Genomic DNA, 19,585 nt, shown 5'->3' on the forward strand with positions numbered 1-19,585 from the left:
TGAATTTCTCGCACACCGCAGTCTGTGACAGCGGCCTTCACTTTCCCCGTCTCAACAGCGCGTCGAGCCCCTCATCCGGCGCGGCCCCGACGCTGCGATAGGCCGACAGCATCGCGATCGGATCGATGAATCGCCATGCCGGCAAGCTCGACGCAAACACCGTCATCAGTGCGCCACCCCGCAAGGCCCAAAACACATATCCGATCGAAAAAATACTCATGCTCGCGCCGGCGGCGCCCACGTAGACCAGGATCGGAGTTTCTGGCTGCTGTTCCAAATCATCCCACTGGGTCCAAAGGATGGCTTGTCGGATGTCCTGTTGAAGCAAACGCTCCAGTTGCGTCGACTCGAACGAAGACAACCTTCCGGCGGACACCTGATTGTCGGAGACTCCGTAGGCGTGAAAAAGCCGTCCCTCTGCACCGCCGTACGCTTCGTCAGGTCCGCCAGCGTTGGCGGCCGCTTCGTTCCCCCGACCGCTATTCCGTTCCGTTCGTGCGGCTGCGCCCGATGCGGTTTGGATTGCCGTGGCATCGCTGCCGGCAGATTCGTCGCTTTGCGACTCGTCAGACGATTCACTTTCGGACAAGGGATCCGATCCGTCCTCCGATTCGGCTTGGCTGTCTGCCGTTGTTACAGGTTGTGAGTCCGGTGTCGAATCGGAATCAGGGTCAGCCAGCGGCGAGTGCCCCGGCGCGAGAAGCACCTCAATCGTCACCTCGACCGTACCGCTGACCAGCGTACCATCGGTCACCGAATAGAAAAACGAATCTTGTCCAAAGAAGCCGGTGTTCGGCGTGTAAGTGAACCCGCCGCCGGGCTGCAACGAAAACGTTCCATGGCTCGGTCCGGCCACAAGGATCGTCGACATCGTATACCCATCGATATCCGTGTCATTAAAAATCACTCCCGGATCGGCCACCGACAACGTCGCGGCGGGATTGACGGTGTAGGCATCCGCGGTGGCAACGGGAGCATCGTTGATGGCGGTGATCGTCACGTTCACCGTTGCGGTGTCGGTGCCGCCGTTGCCGTCATCCACTTGGTAGGCGAACGTATCAATCGCCGTTTGCCCCGACGCGAGGTAATTGAATGTGTCGTTGGGGTCATACAGAAAATCGCCACCGACTTCGACCGTCAACAGTGCCCCGGACGGTAGGATCAACATCGAACCGACGTTGGCCCCGCTGCCGTTGACCTGGGTGACGGTCAGCGGATCGCTCTCTCCATCGAGATCATTGCCTAGGATTCCATCGGCGACATTGATGTTCAGGACCGTGTCTTGGTTCGTCAGATAGCCGGTCCACTGGGGCCCGACCGTGCCGGCCCCGCCGTCGATCAGCGTGCCCGTGTTGGCATTGGCCGTCAAGTCAGCGGTACTCGCCCCCCTCCCTTCATCAAAGCTCCAGTAACCCATCAAGCCCGTTTCGGTTCCGGCCAAGGGTTGGTCGAGAGTGGTGCGAATTTCGTTTTGGGTTCTGGCAACGTTCCAGAGCCGAACTTCGTCGATCTCTCCGGAAAAATACTGGCCGACGGGGTTGTTTTGTCGGCCGCCGACGATGAAGTCATCCTTCGTTGCGTGGGCATCACCGATGCTGCCCGATCCGTAATACGTTTCGACCAGGTTGCCGTTGACGAAGGTGCTCATCGTGCCGTTGTCATAGACCACTGAAACGTGGGTCCATTCGTTGAGCGGAATAACATAGCCCGTGTCGTGCCAGACCCAACCGGGGTTGGTGTTTGCAACCGCCCACAGCAGATTGCCGCTCGAAGTCATGCCGATTTCGTACTCGCCTTCTCGATTCAAGACGATGCTGTAAGCGGCGGGATACGCGTCGGGTCGAATCCGGGCTTCCATCGTCAGATAATCGTCGACTTCCAACACTGCACCCGCGCCCATGTTCACCGCGTCATCGATGCCGTCGAAATTCAGCCCATGGTGGTCGTCGACTGCGATCGGGTCATCATCGACCGCCGTCACCGAGATCGACTTCTGTGACAAGTTGCTCGTGCCACCGTCGCCATCGGTCACGGCGAAGTCGATCGTTCGCAGCGACGGGGAGGGATCGTCCGAAACGTTGAAATAGCTGACGCGACGTCCCACTTCCTGCGCGATCGAGGGTGTGCTGTTGCCATTGAACGTGATCACCAGCGGCGCCGCCCCGCTGCCACCGGCGAACGTCGCGACCTGTGTACCGCTGTGATAGACCCCCGTGCCCAGCAAGGTGATCGCACCGCCGGGCGCAATCGTCAATCGATCGTTTGCGGATGCGCCCGCCGAAATCGTGACCGTCAACTGGCCGCCGTTAAAATCAACCGAATCCACATCCGAGATCGTCAACAGCGAATCCACGACCGTCGCGACGGCGTCTTCCGCGTAGGCCGCAGTGCCTGCGGACGTACCGGTGACGGGTGCATCGTTTACATCGGTCACAGTCAGGCTGGCGGTTTCCGATGCGCTACTGAATTCCGTGACACCACCGCGAATCGAGGCGTCGACTTTGGTTCCGTGCGTCCCGCCGGTTTGATCCCAGCCGTAAAAATCAAAGCTCGCCGTCGTGCCCGATTCCCCGTTGGGTATGAAACGTACGCGGTCGACCGCCCGTAACAGCAAGGCCGAAGTATCGGAAACGCTGCCGACCGCCGCCCAGGACGATCCGCCGTCGGTGGAATACTCCCACGTGCCGTTGCCGCTGGATAGTGAACGGATCGCGACGCCTTCGACTGCCCCGATGTCAACGTCGGTGACGCGGTCGCCGCCGGCGCTCAGCAAGACGCTGGCGACCGTATCGCCCGAATTGGTCAGTTCGTCTTCGGTGATGGACGTCAGCGTCATCGTGCCGCTATTGTCCAGCACCGGTGCGTCATTGACATCCGTTACCGTGATCGAGGCAACTTCGCTGGCGACACTGTAGGGCGTGGTCGCACCGTTGATGGAGGTGTCGGCGGTGGTGCCCGCGGTTCCGGTCGCCTGGTCCCAAGCCCGGAACGTGACCGTGGGTGGCGTTCCATTTTTGGCATCGGGAACAAATCGCAGCAGATCATTCTCGCGCAACAGCAGCGCCGACGTGTCCGACACGGTTCCGACGTCCGACCACGTCGATCCGCTGTTGATCGAGTACTGCCAATGACCGTTGCCGTCATCCGTCGCGGTCACCGCAATCCCTTCGACCGGTCCAAAATTGACGTCCGTGATGCGATCACCGCCGGCGCTGGCAATGATCGAAGCCACGGTATCGCCGACGTTGGTGACTTGATCCTCGGTGATCGTCGTCAGCGTCATGGCACCGGAATTGTCCAGGATCGGGGCGTCGTTGACCAACAGTGACGCGGTGTCAGTGGCAATCGAAAATGCGGTCGTCGTTCCGTTGACCGATGCATCGGCCAACGCTCCATTGACACCGGACGTTTGATCCCAGCCACGGAACGTGATAGCCGAGGCGATCTGGCCGTTGTAATCCGGGTCCGGCTGGAAATAGAGTCGTGTGTTTGCGTCGGCGGCAAGCAGTCGTGCCGAGTTGTCGCTGACCGCCCCGAGCGGATTCCAATTGGCCCCGTTGTCGACCGAATAAAACCACGATCCGTTGGCGGTGTCGGCTGCCGTCACGGCGATCCCCAGCAGCGCCCCGATGTCAACGTCGATGATGTTGTCGACTTGACCGGACGGTGAATTGAAATCCACCAGTGAGGTGATCAACGTGCCGACGGCGCCGACCGGCGCCGGGGCATCTTCGTATTGGCCGTCCAGCAAGGGGCTCTCGGTGGAATCCAGAACCGGCGCGTCATTGACATCGGTCACCGTGATCGAAGCGACTTCGGTTGCCGCGCTGAAGGGCGTCGCGCCGCCATTGCTGGAAGCGTCGACCACGGTCCCGGCCACTCCAGACGCCTGATCCCACGCCCGAAACGTCACCGTCGGCGCGGTGCTGTTCTCCGCATCAGGGACGAAACGCAACAAGTCACTGTCTCGCAGCAGCAGTGCCGAAGTGTCCGAAACGCTCGGGACGCTCGACCAGTTGGTGCCGCCGTCGAGCGAATACTGCCAGCTTCCGTTTCCGTTGTTGGTCGCGATCAATGCGATCCCTTCGACCGCGCCGGGATTCACATCACTGATGCGGTCCCCGCCGGCGCTGGCGATGATCGCCGCCACGGTGTCACCTGCGTTGGTCACCTCATCTTCGCTGATCGTCGTCAGTGTCATCGCCCCGCTGTCGTCCAAGACCGGAGCGTCGTTGACCAACTGAGACGCGGTGTCGGTCGCGGCGGAAAATGCAGTCGTCGTCCCATTGATCGACGCATCGGCCAAGGAACCGTTGCCGCCCGACGTTTGATCCCAGGCGCGGAACGTCAGCGCACTGGCGATCTCGCCGGTGTAACCGGGGTTGGGTTGAAAATAGACACGTGTGTTCGCATCATCCGCCAGCAATCGAGCCGAGCTGTCGCTGACCGCTCCCATCGCGATCCAGTTCGCTCCATCATCGATCGAATAGAACCAGGATCCGTTGCTCGCATCGACGGCGGTTACCGCGATCCCCAAGACCGAACCGCCGTCCACATCGGTGACGTTGTCGAGTTCACCGGACGGCGTCGCGTCGTCGACCAACGCCGTGATCAACGTGCCCACCGCACCAACCGGTCCAGGTGCATTCTCGAGCACGCCCTCCATTTCCGGGCTGGCGGCGGAGTTCAGGACGGGGGAATCATTGACGCTGGTGACGGTGATGTCAGCGGTTTCAATCGAACTGCTGAATGCCGATCCGCCACCATTGGCGGACGCGTCGTCCTTCGTTCCGAAGGTACCGCTGGTTTGATCCCAGGCCCGAAAATCAAAACTGGCCGTGGTTGCGTTGCGGCCATCGGGGACAAACCGAACCAGATCCGTGGCTCGTAGCAGCAGCGCGGAACTGTCCGAGACCGTGCCGACGGCCAGCCAGGTGCTGCTGCCGTCGGTCGAGTATTCCCAGTGACCGTTGCCGTCGGCGGTCGACGTGACCGCAATCCCTTCCAACGATCCCGAGTCGATGTCGGTCACCCGATCGCCACCGGCGCTGGCGATGATCCAAGCCACGGAGTGTCCGGCGTTGGACGATTCGTCTTCGTTGATCGTGCTCAACGTCATCGTGCCGGTGTTGTCCAGCATCGGAGCATTGTTGTTGCTGACTGTCAGGTTCGACGACAACTCGGATGTCGCGTTGGTCGTCAAATCCGTCGCCGTCGCCGAGATGACTTCACCGATCGCGACCGCCGACCCCAGCGTCGGACTGAACGATGCGTCTCCCGTTCCGTCGGCCGTGACGTTCACGAAGCCGAGGAAACGCTGGCCTTCGCCATGGCCGCTCGCGTCACCCGTCGCATTGGCAAAAAACTCAACTCGGAACGAGCGACCCGGCGTCGAGGCCAACGTTCCAACGATCGTCGTCGAGGGTCCCGATGAAGCCGCCGTGAGAACAGGGAAATTTTGCAGATCGTTGGCCCCCGAATCTAAATCCGGCGTCGGCGTCAATTCGCCGTCATTGGCCGTGACACCGTCGCCCCCCAGATCGATCGCCAAACCGCCGTTGGAATGAATCGCATTGCCGAGGATCGAGTTTCCCGTCCCCGACGCGTCAACCTGAACACCGTCACCGGTGTTGAATCCGATCACATTGCCTTGGCCGGCCCCCGTCCCACCAATCGTGCTGCCGTCGCCCGAGACAACCATCCCCTCACCTCCGTTGGCCAAGGCGCTCAATCCGGTCGCATCGGTACCGATCAAATTACCCTGCACCACGGTGCCGCTGACTCCGGCACCGATCTCAATCCCGTCATCGTCGTTTCCCGCGATCAGGTTGCGGTCGGCGACGGCCGCGCTGCCGATCGTGTTGTTGTTGGCAACGACCGTGATTCCGTCTTGCCAATTGCCCCGATCGGCGGTGCCACCGCTGTCGGTGCCGATGAAGTTGCCGAGGATCGAATTGCCGCTGCTGGCGATTTGGATTCCGCCGAGTTCGAACCGGTTGATCACCAATCCCTTGATGGTGCTGCCGTCGCTTCCCGCGCCGAGGTTCAGACCGAACGTTGATCCGGCGGCGGTTCCGTCGAGCTGGATCTGCAGCACCGCGTCGTCACCAACCGACATTGTGTTGACCGATGATCCCGATTGGGTGTAGCCGTCGATGATGACCGCGTCCGTGATGGTCGGTAGCGCGGTGGACAGTGCAATCGAATGCAGCCCCGGGCCGGTGATGTTGAAATCAATGGTGTCCAGACCCGACGATGCGTTGGCATCCAGAATGGCCTGGTGCAACGACCCGGCGCCGGTGTCGTTCACGTTGGTGACCGTAAACGTCGCCAACGCGCCGGCCCAGTTCTGTTGGATCTGGCCGTTGAACGCGACAGACGTCTCGATCGCGCCAAACGCGTATTCCAAGTCCCAATCGCCGCCACGTGCTTGATGCCCCGTCACATCGTCGCTGGCCGCAACATCGCAGTCACACAGAATGGCGATCGAATCTACCAAAGCACGTCCGTCATCGGATGCGGCCAAGTCGCATCCATACAGCAACAAGTCGGCGTCAGCATCCATGGCGCCTCCCCACGAAGCGATCTCGCCGGCATAGGCCGAGATCGTCTCGGCGTCCAAACGCACGTTGCCAAGCTGCAACCCCTGACGGTCGCCGTGGCTGACCAGATGGACTGCGTCGACGCCGGAGAGTTGGCCGAGCGTTTGCGTGATCTGGCTGACCCCGTCGTCGTCCGATGACAGACGAACGACCCACCACTGCGTTCCACCGACCGACTGGTCGCGGAGTCCGGCCAACAGCGATTCGGCGTCCTCCACCCCTTCATCGACAAACACGACTTCCAGCGGGCGCGACGGATCGAAACGCGGTGCTTCTGTCGACTCGCCTACAATCGATAGATCCGGTTGGGCGGAAGCAATCTCGCTGACAGGCGAACCGATGAACTCGTTCGATGCGTCTGCCTGGCCCGATGCGAGCATCTGCTCCAACATCGCGTCCAGGATCTCGACGTCCGCCGGCGTATCCCAAACACCCTCTCCAGAACCCTCCGCACTGAGCAGTATTCTCTCTTCCAGCAAGTAGAAGTCGAATACGCGTCGGGGGTTCTTCACGGTCAATGCTTCGTCCCGGGCTATCACTGAGGCGTCGACAAATGCACATCGCCCTCACACTTATCGGCGAACGTCCTCCAAAGGTAGGGCACGAAGTGGTTGAATTGAGCTTGGCCCCCGGTGGAAATCTCCGATGCGGGACAACCCCAATGGCAGATCTTGTCGATCGCAGCGATCCGCCCAATGGTACGGATTGCAACTCGAGCTGGGCGCCCTTGAAGGCAGCTTGTGCGGGGGAACGAGCCAACAACAGATTTCGGCTCGTGCTTTACTTGCCGCTGCCCAGCATCGATTCCAATCCTTCGTCCGTTTTCAGCAGTGAACTGCGATAGGCCGAGAGCATCGCGATCGGGTCAATGAACCGCCATGCCGGAAGGCTCGATGCGAACACCGACATCAAGGCGCCTCCACGCAATGCCCAGAACACATAGCCGATCGAAAACACGCTCATCCCCGCACCGGCAGCCCCCACCATCACCGTGATGGGAGACTGTTCTTGCTCTTGGTAGTCGTCCCACTGTGTCCAAACGATGGCTTGCTGCAAGTCTTGGTGCAGCAAGCGTTCGAGTTGCTCGAGCTCCGGCGAATAGGACAGAACAAGATTTGCCGGGTTCTGAACCGTCGTGTAGGCCGCAAAGAGTCGCTGTTCTGACTCCCTCAACTCGTCGGCCGTGCGTTCCGCCAGCCCCCGATCGGCCGGGGCATTTAACGGTCCTTCTCCCGCCCCCACCTGTGAAGAAGGCGGCACCGCAACAGCCGATGAACCGCCTCCGTCGCCGGAATCACTCGTCTCACTCTCATCGGCCGAGCTCTCGGTTTCCGTCTCCAGTTCCGACTCCGATTCGGACTCGGTCAACGAATCCGGGTCAGATGTCTCATCCGTCACGTCTTCGTCCTCCGAAACCGGATCGGACGTGCCGGTAGCGGACGTGGCGAGAGGGACTTCAATGACAACTTCAGCAACGTTGCTCGATAACGTTCCGTCGGTGACCTGATAGAAAAAGGAATCTTGACCGAAAAATCCAACGTTCGGAGTGTAGGTAAAACCGCTGCCCGGGTCGAACGAGAACGTGCCGTTGGTCGGCCCGGTCACCAACACGATGGCCAACGCGTCACCGTCGATGTCGGTGTCGTTGAAAATCACGCCGCTCGTGCTGACCGACAGCGTTTCACCTATCTTCACGGTAAAGCTCTCGCCGATGGCGGTCGGTGCTTCGTTCACATCGGTAATACTAATGCTGATCACCTGGGTCACGCTCGATCCATCCGTGCTGGTCGCGCGAACCGTGATGTTGGCGTTCGACGCCGATTCAAAGTCCAGGCCGCCGGCAACGGTGACCACGCCGCTGGAACCGTCGATTGCAAATTGACCGCCCGCGTCGTCGTCGAGTGAATACGACACGCTGTCCGTCGCATCGCCGTCACTGGCAAACGCAGTCACTCCCACCACACTGCCGACCGCCGCATCTTCGGCGACGGTATTGGCGGACGGATCAGAATCGACCAGCGCGGAAATCGCGTTGTCGTTGACGGGGGTCACCGTGATGACGAAGGTCCCGACGACGACCGTCGCACCGTCTTCACCGCCATCGGCAAGCGTAAACCCAAAGCTGTCACCGATGGTCTCGCTGTCGTCGTGGCTGTACGTGACGTCTCCGTTATCCAAATCCGCCTGAGTGAAGGAATCACCGAGCGAGAGCGTCCCGAATCCCGCCAACGTCAGCGTCCCGTTGTCGACGTCGTCCGTGACGGTGTACGTCAATCCCGTGGAAGTGTCATCAGGATCACTGCCGGCGAGCATCCCCGAATTAATCGCGGTTCCCGTCGATCCTTCGGCAACCGTCATCCCTGTGTTGCTCACCAAATTCGGTGAGTCATTGACTCCGGTGATGTCGACGTTGACCGTGCCGATCGTCTGATCCGTTCCGCCGCCGCTGCCGGTGTTGCCGCCGTCGTTGACGACCACTTGGATCGTGTCCGCATCATTGCCGAAGGTGTGTGGTGTGCCGTGCAAGTACTGAATGTTCGCCGGGGCGTCCAAGAACGTGTTCAAATCGGCGAGCGTCCCGGTCAACGTCAGTGTTCCCGTTCCCGATCCGCCCACCGTCACTCCGCCACCGGTCGATGCCGACAGGTCTCCACCGGTCGAAGTCGACAGCGTGACGGTCAAGTTGCCGCCGTTGTCATCCAGGTCACTTAAGTTCAGCGCCGACAGATCGACGTTGCTGCTGACGTCTTCGGTCACCGCGATGTCGCTCGGCAGTCCGGCGCCCGTCGGATCATCGTTCGTCGCCGCGATCAAAATGTCACGGGTCTGCGTGTTGGAATCCACGTCTCCGTCGTTGACCGTGAAGGCAACCGTACGTGTCGCCGTGGAAGGGTTGTCGCTGCTGTTGGTGTACGTGATACTCCGCAGTGCCGCTTCGTACTGCGCCACCGTCGCGGTTCCCGTTAAAGTCAGCGTGCCGCTGCCGGCATTCCAAACCCCGCTGATGCCGTTTTGGTCGACAAACGTCAGCACATCCTGTCCGTTGGCGTAGTTGCCAGTGATTTGGGCCACCGCCGATTCCAAGTTCGTGTCATCCACATCGCTGAGAGCCAATGTGGAGGTGATCGCCACCGCGCCGTCATTTTCGGTGTAAGCCAGCGTGCTGCCTTCGATCGCTGCTTCCACCGGGGCATCGTTGACGTTGCTGATCGTCCAGTTGAACGTGCTGCTGGTCGACGCTCCCGCGCCGTCGTCGACGGTGAAATCGAAACTGTCCGATGAAGTTTGGCTGCCATCGTGGTCGTAGGTGATCAACCCCGCATCGATGTCGGCTTGGGTGAAGGTGTCGCTGACGTTCAACGCTGCACCAAGACGGTACAGCGTCCCGTTGGTCGGCACCGCATCGACGGTGTAAACCAACTGTGAGTCCGTGTTGTCGACATCGGTGGTTTCCAGCATCGCGGTGGTCACGGTGTTGCCGATGGAACCTTCCGGGACCGTGTCACCGGCGTTGGTCGCGAGCACCTGTTCGTCGTTGACCGCGGTGATGTCGACGTTGACCGTGCCGATCGTCTGATCCGTTCCGCCGCCACTGCCGGTGTTGCCGCCATCGTTGATGACGACTTGGATCGTATCGGCATCGTTGCCGAAGGTATGCGGTGTGCCGTGCAGGTACTGGACGTTCGCCGGGGTATCGAGGAACGTGTTCAAATCGGCAAGCGTGCCGGTCAGGGTCAGTGCACCCGTGCCAGATCCGCCGACCGTCACTCCGCCTCCGGTCGAAGCCGTCAGATCGCCACCGGTCGAAGTCGACAGCGTGACCGTCAGGTTGCCGCCGTTCTCATCCAAGTCCGCCAGGTTCAGCGCCGACAGGTCGACGTTGCTGCTGACGTCTTCGGTCACCGTGATGTCACTCGGCAGGCCGGCGCCCGTCGGATCGTCGTTGGTCGCCGCGATCGAGATGTCACGGGTTTGCGTGTTCGAATCCACGTCTCCGTCGTTGACCGTGAAGGCCACCGTACGCGTCGCAGTGGACGGATTATCGCTCGTGTTGGTGTACGTGATGCTCCGCAGTGCCGCTTCGTACTGCGCGATCGTCGCGGTGCCAGTCAGGGTCAGCGTGCCGGCGCCCGCGTTCCAAACCCCGCTGATACCGTTTTGGTCCACGAACGTCAGCACGTCTTGGCCGTTGGCGTAGTTCCCCGTGATCTGGACCACCGCTGATTCCAGGTTCGTGTCGTCGACGTCGCTTAACGCCAGCGTCGACGTGATCGCCACCGCGCCATCATTTTCCGTGTAGGCCAACGTCGTGCCTTCGATCGAGGCTTCCACCGGAGCGTCGTTGACGGGGCTGATCGTCCAGTTGAACGTACTGCTGGTCGTCGTCCCCGCACCGTCGTCGACCGTGAAGTCAAACGAATCACCTGCTGTTTCGCTGCCGTCGTGATCGTAGCTGATCAGATTCGCATCGATATCCGCCTGGGTAAACGTGTCATTGACGCTCAAGGCGACTGCGTTGCGGTACAGCGTGCCGTTGGTCGGTAATACATCGACCGTGTAGACCAATTGCGTGTCGGTGTTGTCGACGTCGGTGGTTTCCAGCATCGCGGTCGTGACGACGTTACCGGAGGAACCCTCGCCAACCGTGTCGCCGGCGTTGGTCGCGACCACCTGCTCGTCGTTGACCGCGGTGATGTCAACATTGACTGTGCCGAGCGTTTGATCGGTGCCGCCGCCGCTGCCCGTGTTTCCACCGTCGTTGACGACCACTTGGATCGTGTCGGCGTCGTTGCCGAAGGTGTGTGGCGTGCCGTGCAGGTACTGAATGTTGGCCGGCGTGTCCAGGAAGGTGTTCAAGTTCGCCAGCGATCCGGTCAACGTCAGCGTTCCCGTTCCGGATCCGCCCACGGTCACCCCGCCACCGGTCGATGCCGACAGGTCCCCGCCGGTGGACGTCGAAAGCGTGACGGTCAGATCGCCGCCGTTGTCATCCAGGTCCGCCAGGTTCAGCGCCGACAGATCGACGTTACTGCTGACGTCTTCGGTCACCGTAATGTCGGTGGGCAATCCACCGGAATTGGTCGGATCGTCGTTAGTCGCGGCGATCGAGATGTCACGGGTCTGCGTGTTGGAATCCACATCGCCATCGTTGACCGTGAAGGCAACGGTTCGCGTCAGCGTCGACGGGTTGTCGCTGCTGTTGGTGTAGGTGATGCTGCGCAGCGCCGCTTCGTACTGGGCGACCGTCGCGGTTCCCGTCAGCGTCATTGTTCCGCTGCCGGCGTTCCATACACCACTGATCCCGTTTTGATCAACGAAGGTCAACACGTCTTGGCCATTGGCGTAGTTACCGGTGATCTGAACGACGGCGGATTCCAGATTCGTGTCGTCGACGTCACTCAGAGCCAGCGTCGACGTGATCGCCACCGCACCGTCGTTTTCGGTGTAGGCCAGCGTGCTGCCCTCGATCGATGCTTCCACCGGCGCATCATTGACGTTGCTGACCGTCCAGTTGAACGTGCTGCTGGTTGTGGTGCCCGCGCCATCATCGACCGTGAAATCGAAACTGTCGGATGCAGTCTGACTTCCATCGTGATCATAAGTGATCAGCCCCGCGTCGATGTCGGCTTGGGTGAAGGTGTCACTGACGTTCAATGCAGAACCGAGACGGAACAACGTTCCGTTGGTCGGAACCGCATCGACGGTGTAAACCAACTGCGAGTCCGTGTTGTCGACATCCGTGGTTTCCAGCATCGCCGTAGTCACGGTGTTACCGACGGAGCCTTCCGGAACCGTGTCACCGGTGTTGGTCGCCAAGACTTGTTCGTCGTTGACCGCGGTGATATCGACGTTGACGGTGCCGAGCGTTTGATCGGTACCGCCGCCGGACCCCGTGTTTCCACCGTCGTTGACGACGACTTGGATCGTATCGGCGTCGTTACCGAAGGTGTGTGGCGTGCCGTGCAGGTACTGAATGTTGGCCGGCGTGTCCAGGAAGGTGTTCAAGTTCGCCAGCGATCCGGTCAACGTCAGCGTTCCCGTCCCGGATCCCCCCACGGTCACCCCGCCGCCGGTCGATGCCGACAAGTCCCCGCCGGTGGACGTCGAAAGCGTGACGGTCAGGTTACCGCCGTTGTCATCCAGGTCCGCCAGGTTCAGCGCCGACAGATCGACGTTACTGCTGACGTCCTCGGTCACCGTGATGTCTGTCGGAAGTCCGCCTGCATTGGTCGGATCATCGTTGATCGAGGCGACCGAGATGTCACGGGTCTGCGTGTTGGAATCCACGTCGCCGTCATTGACGGTGAAGGCAACCGTTCGCGTCAGCGTCGACGGGAGGTCACTGTTGTTGGTGTAGGTGATGCTGCGTAGCGCCGCTTCATACTGGGCGACGGTTGCGGTGCCGGTCAGCGTCAGCGTCCCGCTGCCGGCGTTCCAAACCCCGCTGATGCCGTTTTGATCGATGAAGCTCAATACGTCTTGACCATTGGTGTAGTTGGCGGTGATCTGGATGACGGCCGATTCCAGGTTGGTGTCGTCGCTGTCGGTCAAGGCTAGCGTCGACGTGATCGCCACGGCGCCGTCGTTTTCGGTGTAGGCGAGCGCACTACCCTCGATGGAGGCTTCCACCGGTGCGTCGTTGACGGCGGTGACAGTGAAGTTGAACGTTCCCGTCGCGGGTGTTGCACCGTCTTCCCCTCCGTCGGCCAGTGAGAAACTGAACGCGTCGCTCGCGGTATCGCTGCCGTCGTGGTCGTAGGTCACATCACCGGCATCGATGTCGGCCTGGGTGAACGTGTCATTCAATCCCAAGGCGCCGAATCCGGCCAGGTACAATGTCCCGTTGTCGGTCACGTCGGTGATCGTGTAAGTCAAACCGGCACCGGAGTCGTCGACGTCGCCTTCGTTGAGCATCGCCGTCGTGATCGCCGTCCCGGTCGAACCTTCCAGCACCGTCGTGCCGGTGTTGGCCGCGACTGTGGGTGCATCGTTCAAGTCATTGACGTTGACGATTAAGGTTTCGTCGTAATAGTTCGATGCGGAGTCCGTCACGCGGACGATCACGCTGTAGAACGACTTAGACTCGTAGTCCAGGATTCCATCGGTCAGCACCAGTTCGTCGCTGGAGACGCCTCCGATGGAGAAGTTCGCGGCGTCGGCCCCGCCGATGATCGAATACGTGAATGTCTCGCCCACATCGACATCCGAGGTGGCCAATGTGGCGACGCTGACGCCGCCGGAAGTGTCGGTGAATTCGTTGACCGTTGGGTTATCGGGCGCGATGTCGGTCGGTGTTTGATTATTCGGGAACGCCGCGATGGCGGTCAGCTTTTCGGCTCCGGAGGTCAATCCGATATCCGAGCCATCCATCAGCAAAGCCGCCGTGGCGGCGCCATTGCCTGCTCCGGCAACCAACGTGGTCTGCGTGACCGACAAGGCGACCATGTCGTGCTTTTTGACGGCCAGTGCGTTGCTACCGACGCCCGAATCGCCATCGACGGAGAAGACGATCGTGCCGGCCAGGATGGTGTGGCCGCCGACGACGGCGTCGGTTTCATAGAGTTCGACGCCGTTGATTGACTTTGTCAAATTGACATTGGTATCCGATCCATCCAGCAGTGTCTGCAGCGTACCGCTTGTCGTTCCCACACCAACATCGGTCGTTTCAAACAGCAGCAGCGACATATTGAGCCCACTGGTACCGGAGGTCAGCAAGAAATCGCCGGCCTGTAGCACCGTGTCCCCAACCGTCGTGTTTTGTTCGACCAGCGAGATCCCTTGCACGTCGGCGACGACTGGATCGTCCAGCAGCAGATAGAAACTGCCCGACGAATAGTCGCCCACCGTATCGGCACGGAACACGATCACGTCGTTCGCCGTGATCGCCAGCGTGTTGGTGCTGACGAGCGTTTCGTTGTCCCTGGTCGAAAACAGCACGTCGCCTTCGTACAGGTTGAAGTTGGAGCTACCAACCTGAATGTCTGCTGTGACGTAGTGCAGGGCGTCGATCTTGGTGTCGCCGCCGAACGTGTCGAGATTGAACACCGACGTCGCGGTGCCGGAGGTCACACCACTGACCGGTTCCAATACGAGGCCGGGGTCGCCCAGGGCAACGACTTCACCGGCCGTCCAGGCGTTCAAACCGGCGGCGCCTTTGGAATTCACGTCACCGTCGGTGCTGAACCAAAACGCGGTGTCATTGGCGGCGGCCACGAATTCCGGTGGGTTTTGGTCCCACAGGAACAAGAAGGGCTGGACGGTCGTTTCGCCGGTGTTGTTTTCGACTTCATTGCGTTCGCTCCAAGTGGATCCATCCCACAGCGGATTGTTCAGGTCACCACCCGCGTCGAGTGCGGTCAGCATGATCTGATTCGTTTCGGGACGACTGGTCAGCGTGAGCGTCCGCACATCATCTTTAAGATCGACTCCTTGTGTCTCGGCTGACCAGCCGCCGCCGCTGTCCCAGGTGCGATAGCTAATGCGGCTGTTGTTCTCCGAGTAAACGGCCAGCAGATCACCCGACTGGGATTCAAACGCCACGGCGACACTCAGGAAAGTGTTGTCGTTCTCCGCCGTGGAGGCCAGCAACTTGTCACCCCAGCTGTTCCCGTCCCAGACGGCCAGCCAGGTTTCGCTGTTGTCCGTGTGGGCGGCAAAGGCGATCCGATCCGAGTTCGGGTCCGAAGCCACGTTGGTCCAGGTCACTTGTCCCGTCACGCCGGCGGGCGGCGCAATCGATTGTTGGGCAGACCAGGTACCGCCGTCCCAAACGCGATACAAAGCGTTGGCGGTGTTGTCGCCGTAGACCACCATCGCGTCGCCGCTTTGGGATTCGTAGGTGACAACGACTTCGGTGTTACTGGTTCCGGCGGTCGTGGTCAGGGTTTGAGCATTCCCCCAAGCGTTCCCGTCCCAAACCAGGGCGTAGTCCTGGTTGGTGGCGTTGCTAACGACCAGCACCATTTCATCGGATCCGGTATCGGAAGCGAATCGCAACTGCTCGGCTTCGCCGGCGATCGGTGTGCTGATCGTGTTGGTCGCCGACCACGCCGTTCCGTTCCAAACCCGATAGGACAGTCCGTCGGTGCCCGTCGTGCCGTTGTTCCAGACCAGCACGGCATCCCCGCTGATCGATTCGTACTCGATGACGAATCCCCACTTGGTGGAATCGGAGACGGTGGCAAAATCATTGAAGGTAAAGGCCGTCCAGCTGGAGCCGTCCCACATCTGACCGCTCAAATTGCCGGCCGCGTCGACGCCGATGACAATTTTTTCGTCCCGGTCGGGCGACTCCGCTCCGTCGATGACGCGCCACGGACCGCCGATGTCGGCGGTGTTGACTTCGATACTGAAGTCGTTGCCGTTGAAATCGGCGGCCAGCGGAGTGGTTTGGCCGTTTTGAGACCAGATCACGGTGGAGGGACCGTCGAAGGAGGTGTCCGTGACGTTCAAGACGGTGACGCTGATCGTCTGGACGTCGCTGCCGGAAAAGGCATCGCTGGCGGTGACCTGAACCTCGTAGACGTTGTCGCCTTCGACATCCAGGGGATTTTCGTAGTCGGGCGGGCTAATGAATGTCAAGACGCCGGAGTTGGTGTCGATCGAGAAGAAGGCTTGGTCGGCGCCGCCGGTGATCGCATAGGTCGGCGTACCGCCTTCGGGGTCGTTAGCGGTGACCGTCACGACGGAAGTCTGATTCTCGTTCACTTCGACTGCAGCCGGCGAGGTGATGACCGGATCGTCGTTGACGGTGATGGTGACGGTCGCGACGTTGGAATCGAGGCTGCCGTCGTTGGTTTGGTAGGTGAACGAGTCGACGCCATTGAAGTTCAGGTTTGGCGTGTAGGAGAACGAACCGTCGGCATTGATGCTGAGCGTTCCGTTGCTGGGGCCCGTGACGACCGACGTATTGACGCGATACGCGTTGCCGTCGGGGTCGGTGTCGTTCTGTAACACGCCGGAATGTGCGAGACTTTCCACCTCGCCAGCCGACAGCGCGGTGTCGTAAACCCGCACCTCGTCGATTTGACCACTAAACAGCCGAGTGTTGGCACCGGGTTTGCCGATTTGCAAGGCGCCCCAGGCGGAGCGGTCGTTCTGGGTTCCCGTGTCGGTGCCTTCCAACACGCCGTCGACGTACAACGACGCGCTGAAGACGCCGCCGCCCAGATCGGTCACGGTTACCGCGGCGTGGTGAAACTGGGTCGTATCGGTGAAGTCCGAATTCGAAACGATGAAGATCGGGTCCGCAGCATTGACGGGGACTTCATATCCCATGAAGAAGACAATCTTGTTGGCCTGGTCGTAGGTCCCGATCGTCAGTCCCATTTCCGACTCAGCGGTCGTCCCCGGTGCCGAACCATACCCGTTGCCGCCGCTGTAGCCTTCCCACAGGATGTGCTGCTGGGCGGTTGTCGTGGTCGTTTGGAACCATGTCGACAGGGTGAAACTGCTGGCCGTCTTCAGCACCGTGCTGGCGGTTGAAACGTAGTCCGCGGTGCCATCAAACGTCAGCGCGCCCGACCCCACGTAGCCGGTCGTCCAAGTCGGATCGTCCGTATCCGCTCCGGCGGTTGCCCCCAGTGTCGCATCATTGCCCAAGGCTCCCGAATCGACGGTGGTCTGTCCGGTGCCTTCGTCGAATTGCCATCGATTGGCCAGATTATTCGTCGTGGGGCCGACGTCCAGCGTGGTGTTGACACCGGTGGAATAGGCATCGTCCGCGGCGACCGGAGCGGTGTTGGTGACTGAGACGTTTTGAGCGAATTCAGACGTTTCGGTGAAGGCATCAAAGCTGATGTTGCTCTTGGTCGCCGTTGCGCTGACAACTTCGCCGGCGAGCACATTGGCCGTCAACGTCGCATTGATCGTCGCGTTCCCCGATCCGTCGGTCGTCACGTTCGCAAAGCCGAGATAACGCTTTGCTTCGCCGTATCCGGTCCCGTCGCCGATCACACTGGCAAAGAACTCGATGCGGTAGTAGCTGTTGGCAACCGCGTTGAATGAGCCGACGATGTTGACGTCGGTGCCATCAACCATTTGGGCCGAGGTCAGAACGGGGAAATTCTGCAGACCATTGGCTCCCGTATCGACGTCGCCAGCGTCATTTGCGGTGACACCGTCGTTATCCAAGTCGATGCCGAGGCCTGTATTGCCAAAGATCGTGTTGCCCAGAATCGCGGCTTGCGACGCCCCGGTCGCGGCGATGCCGTCCAGGCCGTTGCCGGCGATCACGTTTCCGGCGCCCGCGGCGGTTCCCCCGATCAAGTTGCCCGTGCCGCCGGCGAAGTCACCCAAGGAGACGCCGTGTCCTGAATTGCCGAGCAGAGACGAGCCATCGATCGTGGTGCCGATCAGGTTGCCCTGCACGGTGTTGTTGTTCCCTTCGACGATGATTCCCCAAGAGTTATTCCCTGAAATCAGGTTTCCCTCGCCCGCGTTGGTACCGCCGACCGTCGTGTTGTCACCCCCGACGAGAATTCCGCCCCAGTTGCCGACACCGGATTGCCCGTTGCCGATCGCAACCATCCCCGTCGCATCGGTTCCGACGTAGTTGCCTTGGATGACGGTGCCGGTGACGCCAGGATCGATATCGATCCCTTCGTCGCCATTGCCCGAAATCACGTTGCGATCGGCGGCCGTCGAACCGCCGATCGTGTTGTTGCTTCCGTCGACAAGAATGCCGTCGCCGCCATTCCCTTTCCCCGCGCCGGCGTCGGTTCCATCGGTGGATAAACGCCCGATGTAGTTTCCGGCGATCAAATTATTCTCCGAACCGGCTTGGAGTTCGATCGCGTTGCCGCCCCAATCACGGATCACAAAGCCACGGATCGTGCTGCCGTCGGCGGTCGCGGAAAGTCGGAATCCCTCGTCGCTCCCGCCCGCGCTGGCGCCGTCGAGGATGATGGCCGGACGATTACCATTGGCGGCAAAGCTGTCGTCGGTCGTCGCATCGATGTAGACGGCCTCGGTGATCAGTGGCAACATCGTCGTGGGCGTGATCAGGTGCGTGCCCGTGCCGGTGATATTGAAATCGATCGTGTCCAGCCCCGCGTTGGCGTTCGCATCGGTGATCGCCTGACGCAGCGACCCGGCCCCCGAATCGTTGGTGTTGGTCACGGTGTAGGTCGCCAAAACACCTTCCCAAGCGGCTTGCGCGTGCTGGGTAAAGGCGACCTGTGCCTCCACGATCCCGACGTTGTATTCAAAGTCCCAGTCACCGCCCAGCGAATCACTGCCCGTCGCGTCGTCGCTGGCCGCAACGTCACAATCGCACAGCGCGGCGAGTGAATCGATCAATCCGCGACCGTCATCGGTGCTGGCCAGATCGCAGCCGTAGATCAACAGGTCGGCATCCGCATCGAGCGACGCGGCCCAGGAGGCGATGTCGCCGGCGTAGCCTTCGGCGGATTCCAGATCCAGCCGGGTGTTGCCGAGCTGCAGCCCCCCGCCGTCACCGTGGCTCAATAGATGAACCGCATCGACGCCCGTCAGTTCACCCAGTGTTTCGGTGATTCGGGTGATGCCATCTTCGTCCGAGGAGAGCCGAACGACCAACCATTGTGTGCCGTCATCGGAACCATCCCGCAGTCCGGCCAACAACGTCTCGGCATCTTCGACACCGTCGTCGACGAAGACCACTTCGAGCGGACGCGACGGATCAGGCGCAGCAGATCCAAACAGCGCGTTCGAATCGGGTTGATCGGTTTCGGAGTCGCCCCAATCGACCGGATGGGCGCCGAACAAACCGTCTGACGCGCTCGGCGCACCCGACTGCAGCATCTGCGTCATCGCGGCGTCAAGAAGTTCGACGTCGGCGTGGACCGGCAATTCTCCCGCGTCCGGACCGTCTGCACTGAGCAGGATGCGGTCCTCCAGCAAGAAGAAGTCGAAAACGCGTGTGGGGTGATGCGCGGGCAAGGTTGAAGATCCAGTAGGACGCGAGCGAGGCTGGCGAAAGACGACACCACTGACCCCCGTGT

At 60.8% G+C, this 19,585-nt stretch carries 2 protein-coding genes; both read right to left on the bottom strand.

The window, feature by feature from the left end:
* Positions 1–37 precede the first annotated feature (37 nt).
* Positions 38–7,114, bottom strand: a complete 7,077-nt coding sequence (locus Enr13x_RS33805) for a DUF4347 domain-containing protein (RefSeq protein WP_145391307.1) — start codon at positions 7,112–7,114, stop codon at positions 38–40.
* Positions 7,115–7,382: 268 nt separating this feature from the next.
* Complete coding sequence (locus tag Enr13x_RS33810) at positions 7,383–19,523, bottom strand: cadherin-like domain-containing protein (RefSeq protein WP_145391308.1); 12,141 nt, start codon at positions 19,521–19,523, stop codon at positions 7,383–7,385.
* Between the last annotated feature and the right edge of the window lie 62 nt (positions 19,524–19,585).

Source organism: Stieleria neptunia (assembly GCF_007754155.1).
In the GTDB taxonomy this organism is placed as follows: Bacteria; Planctomycetota; Planctomycetia; order Pirellulales; family Pirellulaceae; genus Stieleria; species Stieleria neptunia.